This is a genomic window from Streptomyces sp. NPDC051738, assembly GCF_044453205.1.
GTDB lineage: Bacteria > Actinomycetota > Actinomycetes > Streptomycetales > Streptomycetaceae > Streptomyces.
The window spans coordinates 110,084-125,525 of the sequence record NZ_JBITCM010000003.1 but is presented as its reverse complement, the minus strand read 5'-3'; the positions used below and the strand labels follow the sequence as shown (position 1 = coordinate 125,525).

Below are 15,442 nucleotides of genomic sequence, written 5' to 3'. Positions count from 1 at the left end.
AAACTGTGCGCGACATCTTGCGAACCCCTGTCGCCGGTGCTTGAGTGTGCGGCGCCCACCGCTCCTGCCCAGAGCCCAGAGGGGTCCACCGATGAGAAGCACCGGGTTCCGCCGTGCCCTTGCCGCGCTGAGCGTCTGCTCCCTCGCCCTCGCCGTCTCCGCCTGCGGGTCGGACGACGACGCGGCGAGCGGCGGTAAGACCCGTATCACGGTCAACTGCATGCCGCCCAAGAGCGCCAAGGTCGACCGTCAGTTCTTCGAGCAGGACATCGCGTCCTTCGAGAAGGCCAACCCGGACATCGACGTCGTGGCCCATGACGCGTTCCCCTGCCAGGACCCGAAGACCTTCGACGCGAAGCTCGCCGGCGGGCAGATGGAGGACGTCTTCTACACGTACTTCACGGACGCCCGGCACGTCGTGGACATCAACCAGGCGGCCGAACTCACGCCGTACGTCAAGGAGTTGAAGAGCTACGACACCATCCAGCAGCAGCTGCGCGACATCTACACCGTCGACGGCAAGATCTACGGCATCCCGCGCACCGGCTACTCGATGGGCCTGATCTACAACAAGAAGCTCTTCGAGCGGGCGGGACTCGACCCCGAACAGCCCCCGGCCACCTGGGAGGAGGTCCGCGCCGCCGCCAAGAAGATCGCCGCTCTCGGCAACGGCACCGTCGGCTACGCCGACTACAGCGCCCAGAACCAGGGCGGTTGGCACTTCACCGCCGAGCTCTACTCCCAGGGCGGCGACGTGGTGAGCGCCGACGGCAAGCAGGCCACCGTCGACACGCCGGAGGGCCGCGCCGTGCTGCAGAACCTGTACGACATGCGCTTCACGGACGACTCGATGGGCAGCAAGCAGCTCCTCGTCATCAACGACGTCCAGCAGATGATGGGCTCCGGCAAGCTCGGCATGTACCTCGCCGCGCCCGACAACATCCCGATCCTGGTCAAGGAGAAGGGCGGCGACTACAAGGACCTCGCCCTCGCCCCCATGCCCGGCGGCAAGGGCACGCTCATCGGCGGCGACGGTTACATGTTCAACAAGAAGGCGAGCCCCGAGCAGATCCGCGCCGGCCTGAAGTGGCTCGACCACATGTTCCTCACGCCCGGCGACGGCTACCTCGGCGACTACGCACGCGCCAAGAAGAACGACGCCCCCGTCGGACTGCCCGAACCGCGGCTCTTCACCGGCCCCGCCGACACCAAGGACCAGCAGGTCAAGGAGGCCAACGCCAACGTCCCGGTGGAGAACTACCAGGCCTTCCTCGACGGCAACCAGAGCCTCGACATGAAGATCGAGCCACCGCACGCCCAGCAGATCTACTCCGTCCTCGACGGCGTCGTCTCCGCCGTCCTCACCAAGGAGGACGCTGACATCGACCGGCTCCTGAAGGACGCGTCCGGGAAGATCGACGGCATCCTGGCGCGGGACTGACGGGCCGTGACCAGGACGGCTCAGCGACGAACCATGGAAAAGACCGCGGAGAAGGTCGCGGTCCGCCCGATGCAGGCGCCGCACCCGGCAGGGGAGCGGAGGCGGCGCCGTCTCACCGACCAGGCCCGCGCCTACGGGTTCCTCCTCGGCGGCGTCGTCTGCTTCGCCCTCTTCTCCTGGTACCCGGCGATCCGCGCGGTCGTGATCGCCTTCCAGAAGTACACGCCCGGCAGCGACCCCGAGTGGGTCGGCACCGCCAACTTCACCCGTGTCTTCGCCGACCCGGAGTTCGCGGCGGCCTGGCGCAACACGCTCACCTTCACGCTGCTCGCCCTGCTGATCGGCTTCGCGGTCCCCTTCGTACTCGCCCTGGTTCTCAACGAGTTGAGGCACGCCAAGGCGTTCTTCCGGGTCGTGGTCTATCTGCCGGTGATGATCCCGCCGGTGGTCAGCGCCCTGCTGTGGAAGTGGTTCTACGACCCCGGAACCGGCCTCGCCAACGAGGCGCTGCGGTTCCTGCACCTGCCCACGTCGAACTGGTCCAACGGCGCCGACACGGCCCTGGTCTCCCTCGTCATCGTCGCCACCTGGGCCAACCTGGGCGGCACCGTCCTGATCTACCTGGCGGCGCTCCAGTCCATCCCGGGGGAGCTGTACGAGGCGGCCGAACTCGACGGCGCGAACCTGCTGCAACGCGTCCGCCATGTGACGATCCCGCAGACCCGCTTCGTGATCCTCATGCTGATGCTCCTTCAGATCATCGCCACGATGCAGGTCTTCACCGAACCGTTCGTGATCACGGGCGGCGGCCCCGAGAACGCCACGGTCACCGTCCTCTACCTCATCTACAAGTACGCCTTCCTCTACAACGACTTCGGCGGCGCCTGCGCACTGAGCGTGCTGCTCCTCGCGCTGCTCGGCCTGTTCTCCGTCCTGTACCTGAGGCTGACCCGCACCGAGGGGGACGTATGAGCACCACCCGCACCCTCGTCTCCCCGGCCGTGCTGGCCCGCCCACGCGGGAAGGCCGCCTACTGGACCGTCTTCTCCGGGGTCGTCCTGCTCTTCGCGCTCGCCTTCCTCTTCCCGGTCTACTGGATGGTGACCGGCGCGATGAAATCCCCGGACGAGGTGGCGCGGACGCCTCCCACGGTCGTACCGGAGCAATGGCGCCTCAGCGGCTACACCGATGCCTGGGAACTGATGCGGTTGCCGACGCACCTGTGGAACACGGTGGTCCAGGCGTCCGGCGCATGGGCGTTCCAGCTCGTGTTCTGTACGGCCGCCGCCTACGCCCTGTCCAAGCTGCGGCCCGCCTTCGGCAAGGTGATCCTCGGCGGCATCCTCGCCACCCTCATGGTCCCGGCCCAGGCGCTGGTGGTGCCGAAGTACCTGACCGTGGCCGACCTGGGCCTGCTCAACGACCCCCTCGCCATCTGGCTCCCGGCCGTCGCCAACGCCTTCAACCTCTACCTGCTGAAGCGGTTCTTCGACCAGATCCCGCGCGATGCGCTGGAGGCCGCCGAGATCGACGGGGCCGGCCGGCTGCGCGTCCTGTGGTCGATCGTGCTGCCCATGTCCCGGCCGGTGCTCGGCGTCGTGTCGATCTTCGCGCTGGTCGCCGTCTGGCAGGACTTCCTGTGGCCGCTGATGGTCTTCTCCGACACCGACGAACAGCCGGTCAGCGTGGCCCTCGTGCAGTTGTCGCAGAACATCCAGCTCACCGTGCTCATCGCCGCGATGGTGATCGCCAGCATCCCCATGGTCGCGATGTTCCTGGTCTTCCAGCGGCACATCATCGCCGGCATCAGCGCGGGCGGCTCGAAGGGCTGACGCCGCCCCTCCGACAGAAAGGCACCCACCGTGGGACAGCCCACCCATGCCCGGACGGCCCGTGAGGCGCACGACTGGTGGCGTACCGCCGTCATCTACCAGGTGTACGTCCGCAGCTTCGCGGACGGCGACGGCGACGGCACCGGCGACCTCGCGGGCGTCCGCGCCCGGCTGCCGTACCTCGCCGAACTCGGCGTGGACGCGCTCTGGTTCACACCCTGGTACGTCTCACCGATGAAGGACGGCGGCTACGACGTCGCCGACTACCGTGCGATCGACCCGGCCTTCGGCACCCTGGCCGAGGCGGAGAAACTCATCGCCGAGGCGGACGCACTCGGCATCCGCACCCTCGTCGACATCGTGCCGAACCATGTCTCGGACCAGCACCCCTGGTTCCGGGCGGCACTCAAGGGCGGGCCGGAACGGGACCTGTTCCACTTCCGCGCGGGCCGCGGCGCACTGCCGCCCAACGACTGGCGCTCCGAGTTCGGCGGCCCCGCCTGGACCCGGCTGCCCGACGGCGACTGGTATCTGCACCTGTTCGCTCCGCAGCAGCCCGACCTCAACTGGGCCCACCCGGCCGTCCGGCGGGAACACGAGGACATCCTGCGCTTCTGGTTCGAACGCGGGGTCGCCGGTGTCCGCATCGACTCCGCCGCCCTCCTCGCCAAGGACCCCCGGCTGCCGGACTTCACCGAAGGCCGGGACCCGCACCCGTACGTCGACCGCGACGAACTCCACGACATCTACCGCTCCTGGCGCGCGATCGCCGACGAGTACGGCGGCGTCTTCGTCGGCGAGGTCTGGCTCCCCGACACCGAACGCTTCGCCCGCTATCTGCGCCCCGATGAACTCCACACCGCCTTCAACTTCTCCTTCATGACCTGCCCTTGGGACGCGGCACGGCTGCGCACGGCCATCGACGACACGCTCGCCGAGCACGCTCCGATCGGCGCTCCCGCGACCTGGGTGCTGTGCAACCACGACGTGACGCGCACGGTCACCCGCTACGGCCGGACCGACACCGGCTTCGACTTCGCCACCAAGGCCTTCGGCACCCCTACCGACCTCGCCCTCGGCACCCGCCGGGCCCGCGCCGCCGCGCTGTTGTCACTCGCCCTGCCCGGAGCCGTCTACGTCTACCAGGGCGAGGAGCTGGGCCTGCCCGAGGCCGACATCCCGCTCGACCGCATCGAGGACCCGATGCACGCCCGCTCCGGCCGCACCGACCCGGGCCGGGACGGCTGCCGGGTGCCGTTGCCGTGGGCGGCCGACGCGCCGCACGCGGGCTTCGGCTCACATGAGGAGCCGTGGCTGCCACAGCCCGCCGACTGGGCGGCGTACGCGGCCGACCGTCAGACCGCGGACCCCGCGTCGATGCTCGCCCTCTACCGCCGCGCGATCGCGCTCCGGTCGGTGTTCGGGGACGGTCCACTCACCTGGCTGCCCGCACCCCACGGAGTGCTCGCCTTCACCCGCGCACCGGGCGTGACCTGCGTGCTGAACCTGGCGGACGAGCCCGCCGACCTGCCCGCCCACACCGAACTCCTCCTCGCCAGCGGCCCCTTGGACGACATGGGGCGACTGCCGAAGGACACCGCGGTCTGGCTGCGCGCCTGAGACCGCGGCCGCTATCCCCGTACCCCCACCCCGAAGGGATCAGCCATGCAGCACACGCGCAGATCTGTCAGGATCACGCCAAACGTCACCTCGACCGCGATCACCGTCGCCCTCGCCGCCGGCCTGCTCACCGCAACGGCCCCCACTGCCCACGCGGCCGCGGGCGCCACCCTCCCCTTCACCTCGGTCGAGGCCGAGTCCGCCACCACGACCGGCACGAAGATCGGCCCCGACTACACCCAGGGCACCCTCGCCTCCGAGGCCTCCGGACGCCAGGCCGTCCGCCTCGCAGCAGGCCAGCGCGTCGAGTTCACGGCCCCGGGCGCGGCCAACGCCCTGAACGTCGCCTACAGCGTCCCCGACGGACAGTCCGGCTCCCTGGACGTGTACGTCAACGGAACGAAGCTCGCCAAGACCGTCGCCGTCACCTCCAAGTACTCGTACGTCGACACCGCCTGGATCCCCGGCGCCAAGACCCACCACTTCTACGACAACGCTCGACTACTGCTCGGCCAGAACGTGCAGGCGGGCGACAAGGTGGCCCTGGAGGCGGCCGACGCTCAAGTCACCGTCGACGTGGCCGACTTCGAGCAGGTCGCCGGGGCGGGCGGCCAGCCCGCCGGGTCGGTGTCGGTGACGTCCAAGGGTGCTGACCCCAGCGGCCAGGGCGACTCCACCCAGGCCTTCCGCGACGCCATCGCCTCGGCGCAGGGCGGGGTGGTGTGGATCCCGCCGGGCGAGTACCGGCTGACATCCTCCCTCAGCGGCGTCCAGAACGTCACCCTCCAGGGCGCGGGCAGCTGGCACTCGATCGTGCGCACCTCGCGCTTCATCGACCAGTCGAGCTCCTCCGGCAACGTCCACATCACGGACTTCGCGGTCATCGGCGAGGTCACCGAGCGGGTCGACTCCAACCCCGACAACTTCGTCAACGGCTCGCTGGGGCCGAACAGTTCCGTCTCCGGGATGTGGCTCCAGCACCTCAAGGTCGGCCTCTGGCTGATGGGCAACAACGACAACCTGGTCGTCGAGAACAACCGCTTCCTCGACATGACCGCCGACGGCCTCAACCTCAACGGCAACGCGCGCGGTGTCCGGGTCCGCCACAACTTCCTGCGCAACCAGGGCGACGACGCGCTCGCCATGTGGTCGTTGTACGCGCCGGACACCAACAGCAGCTTCGAGAACAACACCATCACGCAGCCGAACCTGGCCAACGGCATCGCGATCTACGGCGGCACCGACATCACCGTCAAGGACAACCTGATCTCCGACACCAACGCCCTCGGCAGCGGCATCGCGATCTCCAACCAGAAGTTCCTGGACCCCTTCCACCCGCTGTCCGGCACGATCACGGTCGACGGCAACACGCTCGTCCGCACGGGCGCGATGAACCCCAACTGGAACCACCCGATGGGCGCCCTGCGCGTCGACTCCTACGACAGTGCCATCGAGGCGAACGTCCGCATCACCAACACGACCATCACCGACAGCCCGTACAGCGCCTTCGAGTTCGTCTCGGGCAGCGGGCGCGGCTTCGCGGCGAAGAACGTCACCGTCGACGGCGCGACCGTACGCAACACCGGCACGGTCGTCGTCCAGGCCGAAACCCAGGGCGCCGCCACCTTCCGCAACGTCACGGCGACCGGCGTCGGCGCCGCGGGCATCTACAACTGCCCCTACCCGTCCGGCTCCGGCACCTTCACCCTCACCGACGGCGGCGGCAACTCCGGCTGGAGCAGCACCTGGTCCGACTGCTCGACCTGGCCACAGCCCGGCCAGGGCAACCCGGACCCGGATCCGCACCGCAACCTGGCCAAGGGCCGCCCGGCCACCGCCACCGGCTCTCAGGGCGGCGCTTCGAGGTGACAGCACTGTGGAGTTGGTCAACTCCGAACAGTTACTCTAGTCTTGGTGGTCCCACGTGGGAGCCCCCGAAGGCACAACTCCGGCATGGCCGGTGGACCCGGTTGTACGGGGCGTCGATCACGTAGGTGCGGGGTGCCGTCAACCACCCCTGCTCCGCCCGGCGGAGCTGGACGCAAGCGACGTGTGACCGCCAGTGACGCCCGCTGTGCAAGCCCTTGGTGCCTCGCGCTGGGTAGTTGACTGAGGTGGAGGCGTATCTCAGGTGACGCTCTTCCTGGGGGGGCCGGCATTGTCGGTCCCCCCGCGCTTCGCCGCCTGGATCTGCTCGTACACATGGGTCCGCAGCTCGGCGAAGCGCGGGTCCACGCGGGTGTGCAACTGGTCGCGCTGGGCGGGCAGGTCGACCTTCAGCTGTTCCTGGACGACGGTCGGCGATGCGGACAGTACGATCACCCGCTCGCCCAGATAGACGGCCTCGTCGATGTCATGGGTGACGAACAGGATCGTGATGCCGCGCTCCCGCCAGAGCCCCCGGACCAGGTCCTCCAGATCGGCCCGGGTCTGTGCGTCGACCGCCGCGAACGGCTCGTCCATCAGCAGCACACGGGGTTCGTACGCCAGCGCCCGGGCGATCGCGACCCGCTGCTGCATCCCGCCCGACAGCTGCCACGGATACGCCCCCACGGCATCCGCGAGACCGACCGACTCCAGCGCGTCCCGCACCAGCTCCCGGCGCCGCGCCTTGCTCAAGTCCTTCTGCTTCAGGGGCAGTTCTACATTCTCGCCGACCCGCATCCAGGGAAACAGACTGCGCCCGTACTCCTGGAACACGAAGGCCATCCCGGGCGGCGGGCCCGTTACCTTGCGCCCCTCCAGGAGTACTTCGCCGCCCGTCGGTGCGAGCAGTCCGCCCATGCACTTCAGCAGTGTCGTCTTGCCACAGCCCGATGGGCCGACGAGGCAGACGAGTTCCCCGGCGTCGACCGTGAAGGTGAGGTCGCGGACCGCCTCCACCCGCCGCCCCGACCCCTCGTAGACCTTTTTCAGGCCGCGTACGTCGAGCATGGACCACCCCTTCTCGATGTTCACGGCGACCGCCGGGTCGAGGCGCGCAGACCGTGGTACCAGCCGAGCACCCGCCGCTCGACCAACTGGAAGACGACCGACAGCACAAAGCCGAGCAGACCGAGCACGAGGATGCCGGTCCACATGTCCGGGATCGCGAAGCCCCGCTGGAACTGGACGATGGTGAAGCCCAGACCGTTGCTGGCGGCGAACATCTCGCTGATCACCATGAGAATGATGCCGATGGACAGGGCCTGACGCAGGCCCGCGAAGATCTGCGGGCTCGCCGAGCGCAGGACCAGGTGTCGCAGGCGGGCCACGCCTGTCACGCCGTACGACCGTGCCGTCTCCGCCATCACCGGGTCCACCGCCCGCACGCCCTCGACGGTGTTGAGCAGGATCGGCCACACGCAGCCGCTCGCGATCACCGTGACCTTCATGGTGTCGCCGATGCCCGCGAACAGCATGATGACCGGCACCAGCACGGGTGGCGGCACCGCCCGCAGGAACTCCAGGACCGGTTCGCACACGGCCCGCACCCGCCGATAGGAGCCGATGACGGTACCGACCGCCACGCCCACGACGGCCGCCAGGGCGTAGCCGCCCGCCAGCCGCAGCACGCTGGGCAGCACGTCCTCCCTCAGCCGCGCCGCCGTCCATACGTCCGGGAAGGCCTCCAGGATCGTCCGCAAGGGCGGCCAGTACACGTCCGTGCTCCCGGCGGAGGCCACCCACCAGACGGTGACCAGCAGCGCGGGCAGCGCGAACACGAAGACCAGCCGCAGCAGTACGCGCGTCACACCGCCACCTCCCCGCGCACCGACTGGTGCCAGGCCAGCGCCCGTCGCTCCACGGTCCTCGCGCCCACGTTGATCAGCAGCCCCAGCAGCCCGGTCACCACGATCAGCGCGTACATCTCGGGCACGGCCTGCGACGCCTGCGCCACGCCGATGCGCTTGCCCAACCCCGGTGCGCCGACGACGAGTTCGGCGGTGATGGCGAGGATCAGCGCGACGGCCGCCGCGAGCCGCACGCCGGTCATGACGTACGGCAGCGCGGTCGGCCACAGCACATGCCGGATCCGCGCCCAGGTGCCGAGGCCGTACGACCGCGCCGTCTCCTCGGCGACGGGGTCGACGTCCTGGACGCCGTACAGGACCTGGATCAGCACCTGCCAGAAGGAGGCGTAGATGACGAGGAGGAGGACCGAGCGCAGTTCGGTGCCGTACAGCAGGACGGCCAGGGGGATGAGCGCGACCGACGGGATCGGGCGCAGGAACTCGATGGTGGAGGCCGTCGCCTCGCGCAGATACGGCACGACCGAGACGAGCACGCCGATCACGATGCCCGCGCAGGACGCGATCATCAGGCCCAGCGCCCAGCCGGTGAGCGTGTCGCCGAGCGCGGTCCAGAAGGCGGAGTCGGCGACCTCGTCCGCGAGCGCGTCGGCGATCCGGCTGGTCGGCGGGAAGTAGGCCTCCTTGACCAGGCCGAGCCGCGGCACCGCCTCGCCCAGGGCGAGGAAGACCGCGAGCCCGGCCGCACCGAGGGCGACGTTCACGCCCCTCATGGGTTTGCGTCCCTCATGCGTCCCCGTCTCTCATCCGTGGGTGCCCCTCACGGCAGCAGCGCGTCCAGGTCGGGCGTCTTCTTGAAGAGGCCGTCCTCCTCGCCGAGCTTCATCAGGGCCTCGATGGAGGAGCGGTTCGCCTCGGCCGGCCACTTGGGCAGGGTCACCTGGTCCAGCACGTTCGCCGGGATCTTGGTGTACGTCGTGACGATCTGCCGGGCCTCGTCCGGATGCGCCTCGGCGTACGCGAGGGACTCGGCGGTGGCGTCCTGGAACTTCTTGACCACGTCCGGGTTCTGCTGCGCGTACTGCGTCGAGGTGAAGTACATGGCGACGGTGAGCTCGGGCGCGATGTCGATCAACGGCGAGGCGATCTCCCGGCCGCCCTCGCTGCGGATGGTGGCGGTCGCCGGCTCGACCACGCACGCGGCGTCGATCTGGCCCTGGTCGAGGGCGGCGGGCATCTGGTCGAAGGCCATCTCGACGAGGGTCACCTTGTCCGGGTCGCCGCCCGCCACCCGCACCGCCTGGCGGACCGCGGTCTCGTTGATGTTCTTCAGGGTGTTGATGGCGACCTTCTTGCCCTCCAACTGCTTCGCCGACTTGATGGGGCTGTCCTTCTTGACCATCAGGCCGTTGAAGTCCTTGCCCCGCACGCCGGTCGACGCGATCCCGTTGGCGACGGCCTTCACGGGGACGCCGTTGGACTGGGCCACCATCAGGGACGTCACATTGCTGAACCCGAACTGGAACTGACCGCTCGCCACCCCCGGCACGATCGCCGCACCGCCCTGAGCGGTGGTGAACTCCAGCTTCAGACCCTGCTTCTCGAAGAAGCCCTTCTTCTGGCCGAGATACAGCGGCGCGACATCGACGATCGGGATCAGCCCGAGCTTGACGGTGGTGACACCGCCGGACGACGTGCCGGCGGACGGTGAACCGCCGTCGGACGAGCCGCAGGCCGTCGCGACGAACAGCAGGGCGCCGGCGGTGAGACCGGCGGACAGACGACGCATGGCTCCTCCTGTACAGACAACGGTGCAGCGGTGTTCCGACAGGTTGTGCGCAAGGCGCACAGTAGTGCGCGAGGTTGCTCAGCGGGAAGGTAGAAGCCTCAAGCGGATCCGGTCAATGGGTTCGCAAGGTATTCGACGACAACATTGTTGACACTTCTGGAGGTGGCGATGTCCGCCGAAGCCCGCGCACCGCACTTCGTGAAGTCCTTCGAGCGCGGCCTCGCCGTGATCCGCTCCTTCGACGCCGAGCATCCCGCCCGCACGCTCAGCGAGGTCGCCCAGACCTGTGACCTGACCCGCGCCGCGGCCCGCCGCCTCCTGCTCACCCTCGCCGACCTCGGCTACGTCCACCAGGACGGCCGGCTCTTCCGCCTCACCCCGCGCGTGCTGGAACTCGGCTACTCCTACCTCTCCAGCTACACCCTGCCCCAGATCGCCGAACCGCATCTGGAGCAACTCGTCGCGCAGATACGGGAGTCGTCGTCGCTGTGCGTTCTCGACGGCGACGACATCGTGTACGTCGCCCGCGTCCCGACCCACCGCATCATGACCGCGACCATCACGGTCGGCACCCGCTTCCCGGCGTATGTGACGTCGGTGGGCCGGGTGATCCTCGCCCATCAGCCGGACGAGGAGGTCGAAGTCCGGCTCGCCCGCGTGGAGTTGAAGCCCCTGACCGAGCGCACCATCACCTCCCCGGACGCCCTGCGGGCGGAGCTGCGCCGCGTCCGCGGTCAGGGTTACGCCGTCGTCGACCAGGAGCTGGAGGAGGGGTTGAGGTCGGTCGCCGCCCCGGTGCGGGACCGGAGCGGCGAGGTGGTCGCGGCCGTGAACATCGCCGTGCACGCCGGCCGCAACTCCGTCGACTCCGTACGCCGGGACCTGCTGCCGCATCTGCTGGCGACCGTCGCCGGGATCGAGGCCGACCTGCGGATCACGCATCCGGGGCGGGTCACGCATCCGGGGCGGGGCACGGATCCAGGACGGATTACAGATCCAGGACCAGCCGCTGCCCCCGGCACCGCGACACACAGATCATCATCGTCTCGCCGCTCTCCTGCTCCTCCGGCGTGAGGACGGAGTCCCGGTGGTCCGGGGTTCCGTCGAGCACGTCGGTCTCGCAGGTCCCGCACGTGCCCTCGGTGCAGGAGTAGAGCACCTCGACGCCGGCCGCCCGCACCGTGTCCAGCAGGGAGACCCCCGGCGGCACGGTCAGCGTGAGCCCGCTCCGGGCCAGCCCGACCTCGAACTCTCCGTCCTCACCGACCGGTTGCTCCTTGGCCTGGAACCGCTCGATGCGCAGTGCACCGGACGGGCAGCGCTCCTCGACGGCGTCCAGCAGTGGACCGGGACCGCAGCAGTAGACGAGGGTGCCGTCGGGTACGTCGTCCAGCACGGAGGCGAGGTCCAGCAGCCCGGACTCGTCCTGCGGGGCGACGGTGACCCGTGCGCCGTGCGGCCCCAACTCCTCGGTGAAAGCCATCGATTGACGGCTGCGCCCGCCGTACAGCAGCGTCCATTCGGCGCCCGCCGCCTCGGCCGCGGCCAGCATCGGCAGGATCGGGGTGATGCCGATACCGCCGGCGATGAAGCGGTAGCGGGGGGCGGGCTCCAGCCGGAAGTGGTTGCGGGGACCGCGCACCCGGAGCTTGTCGCCCTGCCCCACCTGCTCGTGCACATGGGCGGATCCGCCGCGCCCGTCCGGCTCCCGCAGGACGGCGATCCGCCACCGCGTCCGGTCGGCCGGATCGCCGCACAGCGAGTACTGCCGCTCCAGCTCCGGACCGAGCACGACGTCGATGTGAGCGCCGGGTTCCCAGGCGGGGAGCTGCTCGCCCAGCGGGTGGCGCAGGGTGAGGGCGAGCACGCCGTCGGCCGCGAACTCTCTGCGGTCGACGACGAGTTCGGCTTCGTACACGTCACTCATGAACTGGTTCCTCGCGGCTCGTGTCCTTGTGGGTGCGCGAGCATCCACTCCCACATCTCCACCGGGTCCTTCGCGGTGTGCTCGCGGCCGCAGTGACAGGTGCCGTGCAGGACGTCGGTGCCCGGCAGCCACTCGATGCGGTAGATCTCGCCGGTAGGGCTCGTCACTGGACCTTCTCCATCGGCTTGGCGCCCTCCTCGACCAGCCGGGCGAGGATACGGCGGGCGGCGAGTCCACCGGTGTCGATGTTGATGCTCAGCTCCTGGTAGCCGTGCCGCTCGGTGCCGAGGGTCTTCTGGAGCAGGTTGAGGGCGGTGACGTCCTGCATGACGACCGTGTGGTTGTTGCCGCGCAGGAACTCGGTGACCTCCTCGTCGTCCGTCGCCCAGTCCCGGGAGACCGCCCAGAAGTCGTACACCTTGCCGTCGCCGGACGGCGTGATGGCGTACGTGATCTCGGTGTGGAAGCCGTTCGGGTCGCTGCCGTCCGCCTCGGGCAGCACGCCGACCGGGGCGATGCGGCTGTGCAGCAGGTACAGGCACGGGGCGTGGTAGTCGATGTCCTGCCAGCGGGTGATGCGGCCCTCGATGCCGGTCGACTTGGCGTAGAACGGCGGGCACTCGGCGTCGTCCATGTGCCGGCTGACCCGGACGATGCCGGCGCCCTCGTCGACCTCGGTGGTGATCGGTGTCTCGGCGACCTCGGGGGTGCCGATGTAGCCGCCGTGCAGATAGGTCTCGTGGGACAGGTCCAGGAGGTTGTCGACGAGGAGGCCGTAGTCGCAGTCGATGGGCTCCATGCCGCGCACGGTGACCCAGCCGGGGGAGTCCAGGTGCTTGGCCCGCGGGATGCTCTCGGGGTCGGCGAGCGCCGGGTCACCGATCCACACCCAGATCAGGGAGTCCTGCTCGACGACGGGGTACGAGGCGACACGCGCCGTCCGCGGGACGCGTTTCTGCCCCGGCACGTACACACACGCACCGGTCGTGTCGTACGTGAACCCGTGGTACCCGCACACGATCCGGTCACCGTCGAGCCGGGTCGGCGCCTCGGACAGCGGGTAGCGGCGGTGCACACACCGGTCGTGCAGGACGACCGGCGTCCCGTCCTCCTCCGTGCGGTAGAGGACGAGGGTCTCCCCGAGAATCGTCCGTCCGAGCAACTCGCGCCCGACCTCGTGGCTGTAGGCGGCGACGTACCACTGGTTCCTGGCGAAACTCGTCGTGTGCGGCATGGCTGCGGCTCCCGTCGTTGGGTGGTGGCGACATCGTCCGCAAGGGCGCCACAGGGACGCAATACGGCTTCCGCCTCACGGAAGGCGCGACGTAAAAGGCCTGTTCAGATGGCTGATCTGGATACGCCCCGGTGCTCGACCCAAGCGGAAGGTGCCGCCTACCGACGACTTCCACCTCAACCTGCTGGATCTGAGCCAGGGCGGTCTGGGAGGTGGAGTAGGCGCGGTTGCGGTGACACTCGCCGGGATACGCCGCTTCGGCCGCGACTACTCCCCGTTTGACATGGTTCGGACGGGTGGCAAGGTGGTGACGGGGCGACGGTTGGGAGGCCCGGTATGGCATCTGGTTCGGTATGGCCTTGCGCGGCGCGGCAACTGCCACTCAGGCTCACCGTCGGTGCGTTCTTCCTCAACTCCGGACTGTCGAAACGCAACGCGGACCAGGCCACCGCTCAGCGACTCCAGCAGTTCGCCGCCGCCACCTACCCCTTCCTGGGCAAGCTCGACGCCCAGAAGTTCACCCGGCTGCTTTCCACCGGGGAGATCGCCATTGCCACCGCGCTGCTCCTGCCGGTCGTCCCTGCCGCTGTCGCCGGGGCTGCGCTCACCTCATTCTCCTGCGGGACTCTCGGGCTCTACCTGCGTACGCCGGGCATGCGTCAGGAAGGCAGTCTGCGCCCCACGGAGCAGGGAACCGTGCTGGCCAAGGATGTCTGGATGCTGGGCGTCGGCATCTCCCTCATCGCCGAGGGCATGACCAGACACCAGGGGCCCGCGACCGCCGCCCTCGGCCCTTGGCGCCGCATGCTGCGAGGCTGATCAACTCACCGCCCCGGGCGCAACGGTGCCAGAGGAGCCGACATGGCCACGACGAGATGGTTCTTCGAGCCCGGCCATACCGGCGCGGAGTTCCGCGCCAGGCACATGATGGTCACCTACGTGCGCGGACAGTTCAAGAACGTGCACGGCTGGCTGGAGGTCGATCTCGAGGAGCCGGAGAAGGCCCGCGTCGAGGCGACCGTCGACGCGACCGGGGTGTACACCGGTCAGCCCCAGCGTGACGCCCATCTACGCAGTGCCGATTTCTTCGACGTCGAAGAGCACCCGACGTGGACATTCGTCGGGTCACGCGTTCATCAGCTCAGCGCAACCGAATTCGAGGTCACCGGAGATCTCACCGTACGGGGCGTCACGCATCCCGTACGCTTCGACGTCACCTGCCTGGGACAGTGGGATACCCCCTGGTGGGAGGGCGGCCGAGACATGGGCCCCAGGAGGCGCGCCGGGTTCACGGCCACCACCCGCATCAATCGCCATGACTTCGGGGTGAGCTGGAACGACGTGGTCGACCGGGGTGGAGTCGTCGTCAGCGCCATGGTCGATGTCGTGGTCGACATCGAGGCCGTCCTTGAGGCCGTCCTTGAGGCCGGCGAACCGGCCGCCTGATCACGGCTTACCGGCGGCCTTTGGCCCCCCTACCTGACTCCGATCCGCGCCGGTCAGCACCGAGAGAGCCTGGCGCTTGAGCCCGGCCGCGCTCGGTGTGCCGGCCCAGGCCGAGCAACTGGCGAACGCCGCCGAAGCCCGAGCCACCGCGAAGGCCGCACACCGAAGGCTCACGACAATCGTGCTCCTCACCGCGAGCGACTCCACCGTTCCGGTGATGCGGTCATGGTCCACTGAGCAGGGCATCGACGTCGCCGACTGCTCCATTCGCCGATGGCCCTCCCGCCGGGACACGTCCTCGGTGCCACCGTCGCCCGAGGCGGAACACTCGTCGTCGCGGCATCGGCAGGAGCACCCTGCTCCGAGCATCGCCTCGTCGCTACGGCAAGCGGTCGATGCCCGCCCTGCCCGGCCCGCCGACC

14 protein-coding genes and 1 pseudogene are annotated in these 15,442 nt (G+C 69.2%); 8 read left to right on the top strand and 7 right to left on the bottom strand.

The genetic code is table 11. The annotated features are described in order from the left end of the window. Positions 1-91: 91 nt before the first annotated feature. The 5 genes and pseudogenes from ACIA8X_RS08450 to ACIA8X_RS08430 form a co-directional block, all read left to right on the top strand. Positions 92-1,441, top strand: coding sequence for an ABC transporter substrate-binding protein (locus tag ACIA8X_RS08450; protein ID WP_399458041.1), 1,350 nt, complete (start codon positions 92-94; stop codon positions 1,439-1,441). Positions 1,442-1,447: 6 nt separating this feature from the next. Beyond that, positions 1,448-2,413, top strand: a complete 966-nt coding sequence (locus ACIA8X_RS08445) for a carbohydrate ABC transporter permease (protein WP_393444607.1) — start codon at positions 1,448-1,450, stop codon at positions 2,411-2,413. After that, a complete protein-coding gene (locus ACIA8X_RS08440) occupies positions 2,410-3,273 on the top strand; it encodes a carbohydrate ABC transporter permease (RefSeq protein WP_399458040.1) in 864 nt (287 codons plus the stop codon). The genes ACIA8X_RS08445 and ACIA8X_RS08440 overlap by 4 nt, the downstream gene beginning before the upstream one ends. Positions 3,274-3,303: 30 nt before the next feature. Further along, positions 3,304-4,893, top strand: a complete 1,590-nt coding sequence (locus tag ACIA8X_RS08435) for an alpha-amylase family glycosyl hydrolase (RefSeq protein WP_393444602.1) — start codon at positions 3,304-3,306, stop codon at positions 4,891-4,893. A 45-nt stretch (positions 4,894-4,938) separates the two neighbouring features. Continuing rightward, positions 4,939-6,744, top strand: a pseudogene (locus ACIA8X_RS08430) (glycosyl hydrolase family 28-related protein); the annotation flags it as partial. Between the two features lie 276 nt (positions 6,745-7,020). On the opposite strand, the gene ACIA8X_RS08425 reads toward ACIA8X_RS08430, so the two are convergent. The 4 genes from ACIA8X_RS08425 to ACIA8X_RS08410 are packed head-to-tail and all read right to left on the bottom strand — an operon-like array spanning position 7,021 to position 10,413. Further along, entirely contained in the window at positions 7,021-7,827 is an 807-nt protein-coding gene (locus tag ACIA8X_RS08425; protein WP_399458039.1) for an ABC transporter ATP-binding protein, read from the bottom strand. Positions 7,828-7,847: 20 nt separating this feature from the next. Further along, on the bottom strand, positions 7,848-8,627 hold the full coding sequence (locus tag ACIA8X_RS08420) for an ABC transporter permease (protein WP_399458038.1): 780 nt from the start codon (positions 8,625-8,627) through the stop codon (positions 7,848-7,850). Continuing rightward, a complete protein-coding gene (locus tag ACIA8X_RS08415; protein ID WP_399458037.1) occupies positions 8,624-9,397 on the bottom strand; it encodes an ABC transporter permease in 774 nt (257 codons plus the stop codon). The genes ACIA8X_RS08420 and ACIA8X_RS08415 overlap by 4 nt, the downstream gene beginning before the upstream one ends. Before the next feature lie 47 nt (positions 9,398-9,444). Continuing rightward, the gene (locus tag ACIA8X_RS08410) at positions 9,445-10,413 is read right to left on the bottom strand and encodes an ABC transporter substrate-binding protein (RefSeq protein ID WP_393444594.1); all 969 of its coding nucleotides are present in this window, start codon (positions 10,411-10,413) and stop codon (positions 9,445-9,447) included. Positions 10,414-10,581: 168 nt separating this feature from the next. Here ACIA8X_RS08410 and ACIA8X_RS08405 point away from each other — a divergent pair, with 168 nt between their 5' ends. Then, positions 10,582-11,487 carry an IclR family transcriptional regulator C-terminal domain-containing protein gene (locus ACIA8X_RS08405; protein WP_393444592.1) on the top strand — a complete coding sequence of 302 codons (906 nt, stop codon included), beginning with the start codon at positions 10,582-10,584 and terminating at the stop codon, positions 11,485-11,487. Here the strand turns inward: ACIA8X_RS08405 and ACIA8X_RS08400 are convergent. Genes ACIA8X_RS08400 through ACIA8X_RS08390 form a run of 3 tightly spaced genes read right to left on the bottom strand, consistent with a single transcriptional unit; the run spans position 11,402 to position 13,574 of the window. Then, positions 11,402-12,340 carry a PDR/VanB family oxidoreductase gene (locus ACIA8X_RS08400; protein WP_399458036.1) on the bottom strand — a complete coding sequence of 313 codons (939 nt, stop codon included), beginning with the start codon at positions 12,338-12,340 and terminating at the stop codon, positions 11,402-11,404. The genes ACIA8X_RS08405 and ACIA8X_RS08400 overlap by 86 nt on opposite strands. Beyond that, positions 12,337-12,507, bottom strand: a complete 171-nt coding sequence (locus ACIA8X_RS08395) for a hypothetical protein (protein ID WP_393444587.1) — start codon at positions 12,505-12,507, stop codon at positions 12,337-12,339. Before ACIA8X_RS08395 ends, ACIA8X_RS08400 begins: the two co-directional genes overlap by 4 nt. Further along, a complete protein-coding gene (locus ACIA8X_RS08390; protein WP_399458035.1) occupies positions 12,504-13,574 on the bottom strand; it encodes a Rieske 2Fe-2S domain-containing protein in 1,071 nt (356 codons plus the stop codon). The genes ACIA8X_RS08395 and ACIA8X_RS08390 overlap by 4 nt, the downstream gene beginning before the upstream one ends. Before the next feature lie 336 nt (positions 13,575-13,910). On the opposite strand from ACIA8X_RS08390, the gene ACIA8X_RS08385 reads away from it, so the two are divergent. Both ACIA8X_RS08385 and ACIA8X_RS08380 read left to right on the top strand, forming a co-directional pair. Next, entirely contained in the window at positions 13,911-14,393 is a 483-nt protein-coding gene (locus ACIA8X_RS08385) for a hypothetical protein (RefSeq protein ID WP_393444582.1), read from the top strand. Between the two features lie 42 nt (positions 14,394-14,435). After that, positions 14,436-15,020 (top strand): YceI family protein, encoded by a 585-nt coding sequence (locus ACIA8X_RS08380; RefSeq protein WP_399458034.1) that lies wholly within the window; start codon positions 14,436-14,438, stop codon positions 15,018-15,020. Positions 15,021-15,442 lie beyond the last annotated feature (422 nt).

What these genes read in the sequence shown, in the direction of transcription:
- ACIA8X_RS08390 (WP_399458035.1), bottom strand. Translation starts at nt 13,574, where the DNA reads ATGCCGCACACGACGAGTTTCGCCAGGAACCAGTGGTACGTCGCCGCC.
- ACIA8X_RS08385 (WP_393444582.1), top strand. Translation starts at nt 13,911, where the DNA reads ATGGCATCTGGTTCGGTATGGCCTTGCGCGGCGCGGCAACTGCCACTC.
- ACIA8X_RS08450 (WP_399458041.1), top strand. Translation starts at nt 92, where the DNA reads ATGAGAAGCACCGGGTTCCGCCGTGCCCTTGCCGCGCTGAGCGTCTGC.
- ACIA8X_RS08425 (WP_399458039.1), bottom strand. Translation starts at nt 7,827, where the DNA reads ATGCTCGACGTACGCGGCCTGAAAAAGGTCTACGAGGGGTCGGGGCGG.
- ACIA8X_RS08415 (WP_399458037.1), bottom strand. Translation starts at nt 9,397, where the DNA reads ATGAGGGGCGTGAACGTCGCCCTCGGTGCGGCCGGGCTCGCGGTCTTC.
- ACIA8X_RS08380 (WP_399458034.1), top strand. Translation starts at nt 14,436, where the DNA reads ATGGCCACGACGAGATGGTTCTTCGAGCCCGGCCATACCGGCGCGGAG.
- ACIA8X_RS08400 (WP_399458036.1), bottom strand. Translation starts at nt 12,340, where the DNA reads ATGAGTGACGTGTACGAAGCCGAACTCGTCGTCGACCGCAGAGAGTTC.
- ACIA8X_RS08405 (WP_393444592.1), top strand. Translation starts at nt 10,582, where the DNA reads ATGTCCGCCGAAGCCCGCGCACCGCACTTCGTGAAGTCCTTCGAGCGC.
- ACIA8X_RS08440 (WP_399458040.1), top strand. Translation starts at nt 2,410, where the DNA reads ATGAGCACCACCCGCACCCTCGTCTCCCCGGCCGTGCTGGCCCGCCCA.
- ACIA8X_RS08410 (WP_393444594.1), bottom strand. Translation starts at nt 10,413, where the DNA reads ATGCGTCGTCTGTCCGCCGGTCTCACCGCCGGCGCCCTGCTGTTCGTC.